The following is a 2,693-nucleotide window of genomic DNA, read 5'->3' as shown; positions in this document are numbered from 1 at the left end:
GGCGGGCTCGCTCTGCGGCATCGCGTTCGGTGCGGCCCGGGTCGAGAGCGTCGAGCAGCCGGTGGGCGTGGTCCTGCAGCTGCCGGGTGGTGGACTTCTCGGCAGCCTCGATCAACTTCTGCTCCAGGCGATCGCGCACCTCGTCGTCGCACTCATCGGACAGCGCGTCCAAGGCCTTACCGATGACTCGGAGCTGACCGGCGGACACGGCGCCGGAGGCGCTGGCGCGCATACGCGCCGACTCGGCGATACCGGCGTCGTCGAGTCGTCCGCGGGCGTCCCCGGGTGCCAGCCTGAGCCCCCCGGTGAGCATCTGGCGATCGTTGATGAAGCCCATCTCGCGGGCAGTGCTGGTGGCGCGGGCGGCGGCCATGACGCGGGCCTGTGTCGCGCGGATGCGGCGTTGGATCTGCTCGAGCGCCACGAGTTCGGCGTGCAGCTGGGGCGGCGGGGCATCGGTCCAGTCGCGCTGCAGGTGTTGATCGAGCGAGGCGAGTACTACCGCCAACTCTGTCCCCGCCGTCACACCACTCACTGTCTCGCTCATGCGTTCGATTAGATCACCTGGGTACGACACACTGCGTCGGCGCAGTTCAGGGGTTGCATCCGGGGCAGCGGCGTCTACCGGGGCCAGAACGCCACGATCATGGGAGAGATGAGCAACCAGGCCGTCAGCAGGTACATCGTCGCGGCCACCACGATGAAGGCCTCGAAGTGAGACGGTCGGATTACTTGCCCGGGCCACAGCCTCCGCTTGTGAATCCGGCGATTCAGCTCGTGTATCTCCCGCTTCCTCTCGGCCTCTGCCTCGTCCTTGGCGCTCCGAGACACCCGGTCCTCGGTCGCGCTTCCGGGGTTCAATCAACCCCCCGTGCTCGTCCACCGGTGGTCCTTCCCCCTAGATCGCAGATCGCCTAGTGGTACTGCCGGAGCAGCAGGGCGTGGTGTTCGGTCAGCGATTCGTAGACCAGTTCGCCGAACTTCTTGCCGATGGAGGATCCGATCGCGGCTCGCCGTCGTCGCGCCACCAGTGTCCTACCGACTCCCTGCAGCAACCGAATATCCCACCGGGTCCCCCTGTCCCGGCTCGTGTGCCCTCGCCTGGTACGACGGCGCGTGTCAGGCGGGCGGTTCCAGTGCCGGGCTGGTCTCCGGAGTGGCCGCGATGAATGGGGTGGAACCGTCCGTCCGGCCGGGGCGTCAAATAGATCGTGAGGACGATAAGGGGAGCAGTCGCCGCGTTCGCCGCGCTCGCGGTGGTGTCCGCGTGCGGAGTGGGTCAAGACGGCGACAGGGCGACGACGAGCTCAGCAGTCACCGAGGAGCCGGGCAACCCCTGGGACCTGCCGATTGAGCAGCGGCCACCACTTTTCGACCCGTGCGCCGAGATCCCCATTGAAGCGGTGGAGGAGGGCGTCGGCGGGCCGGTCGAAGAGGTTGAGGAGTACACCCGGCACAACCCCGGAGAAATGATGGTTTGCGGCTGGGCGTCCGACGAAGTCGACATAAGCGTCTTGGCGACGTGGAAGTCGCGCGAGGAGTATCTTGCTGACGCTTCGTTCGAAGTGCTCGACGAGGCCCCCTCAGGAGGCAGGAACGGGCTCCGACTGACGGAAGTGGTCGACGCATTCGACAGCTCATGCATTCAGTTGTTCTTCACATCCCGCGGAACAGCTTGGGTCAGGTTCGACCTGGTAACCGGTCTCAACGAATTCCGGGGAAGACCACTCACGAATGCGTGTGATGCGCTGGACAAAGCGATTCGTCCGATAATGACTTATATACCAAAAGGTGACTTTCGATGACTATTCATCTTTCAGCTGATGCCGCCGAGTTGTGCGTCCGATCGAGCGAACATTTTTCTCGCGAACTCGGACGGCAAGCCAGAGTGGAGGTTTTCGGGAATCAGATCGCAACCCCCAATTCCTTCGACACCGCCCGCCAGATCGGCGCCGTGTATTCGGTGTTCGTGGGGGAGGATCTTCGGACGCTTCTCAATGGCTTCATCGACCAGGCCAAGGCGATGTCCATGCTCTTCGCTGCCGCCGGCGGTTTGATCGAGGCACAGGACGAGGCGGTGGCGGCCGCGCTGGGGAAGGCGGCGCAGGAGCCGGCAGGGTTGCAGAGTCTGGGATTGATGGGCTCGATCGGGGCGACCCTCACGATGTTGGACGCCGCCGAAGGGCTCGGTGTGCCGCGCGGGTATGACCGCGTGGGTCCCGAGGAGGTGTCCGGAGCCCCACTGGAGAGGCTGGTGTCCGGGGCTCAGGCTCTGGACCCGTCCCAGTTCCACGACGTCCGGGATCGGGTCAGCACCGTCGCGACACGCCTCCGCACAGCGGCGGCTGACCTGCGACGCGGTTTGGGCGACGCGCTGGGCAGCCAATGGCAGGGTGAGTTCGCCAGCCAGGCCAGCACCTCGGTGGGATCGTTCACCGAATCGGTCGACAGACTGGCCACGGTCCTCGAAGTAGTGGCCACCAAGGCGAGCACCGCCGAGGACGGCTTCATCACCACCAAGGCCAGAATCGGGGAGGAGTCCGCGTCGCTCCAGGCCGCCCAGCTCAACACCCCGGGATACGACGGCGTCCACGGCCCGCCGACCGCTCACACCGCCGCCGTCATGGCGGCAGCCCAGGCCGCCGCGGAAGAGCAGGCACGAGCGACGGTCAACACCGTCTACAGCCCCGCCG

General features: G+C 66.0%; 5 protein-coding genes. 2 read left to right on the top strand and 3 right to left on the bottom strand.

Translation table 11 applies throughout. The features are described from left to right. From G6026_RS17175 to G6026_RS06580, 3 genes are all read right to left on the bottom strand, one after another. On the bottom strand, nucleotides 1-547 hold a 547-nt coding region (locus G6026_RS17175; RefSeq protein ID WP_241727966.1), incomplete at its 3' end, for a DUF222 domain-containing protein. Between the two features lie 74 nt (nucleotides 548-621). Further along, the gene (locus G6026_RS06585) at nucleotides 622-831 is read right to left on the bottom strand and encodes a hypothetical protein (protein ID WP_182612676.1); all 210 of its coding nucleotides are present in this window, start codon (nucleotides 829-831) and stop codon (nucleotides 622-624) included. Between the two features lie 83 nt (nucleotides 832-914). Then, complete coding sequence (locus G6026_RS06580; RefSeq protein ID WP_182612674.1) at nucleotides 915-1,055, bottom strand: hypothetical protein; 141 nt, start codon at nucleotides 1,053-1,055, stop codon at nucleotides 915-917. A gap of 156 nt (nucleotides 1,056-1,211) precedes the next feature. On the opposite strand from G6026_RS06580, the gene G6026_RS06575 reads away from it, so the two are divergent. Together G6026_RS06575 and G6026_RS06570 are read left to right on the top strand one after the other, a co-directional pair. Beyond that, a complete protein-coding gene (locus G6026_RS06575) occupies nucleotides 1,212-1,805 on the top strand; it encodes a DUF3558 family protein (RefSeq protein ID WP_182612672.1) in 594 nt (197 codons plus the stop codon). 83 nt (nucleotides 1,806-1,888) lie between these two features. Further along, a partial coding sequence (locus tag G6026_RS06570; RefSeq protein WP_182612670.1) for a hypothetical protein occupies nucleotides 1,889-2,693 on the top strand: 805 nt, incomplete at its 3' end.

The organism is Dietzia sp. DQ11-38-2 (genome assembly GCF_014145055.1).
Classification (GTDB): Bacteria; Actinomycetota; Actinomycetes; order Mycobacteriales; family Mycobacteriaceae; genus Dietzia.
Note: the sequence above shows the minus strand (reverse complement) of the source record. Positions and strands in the feature narration are given on the sequence as shown.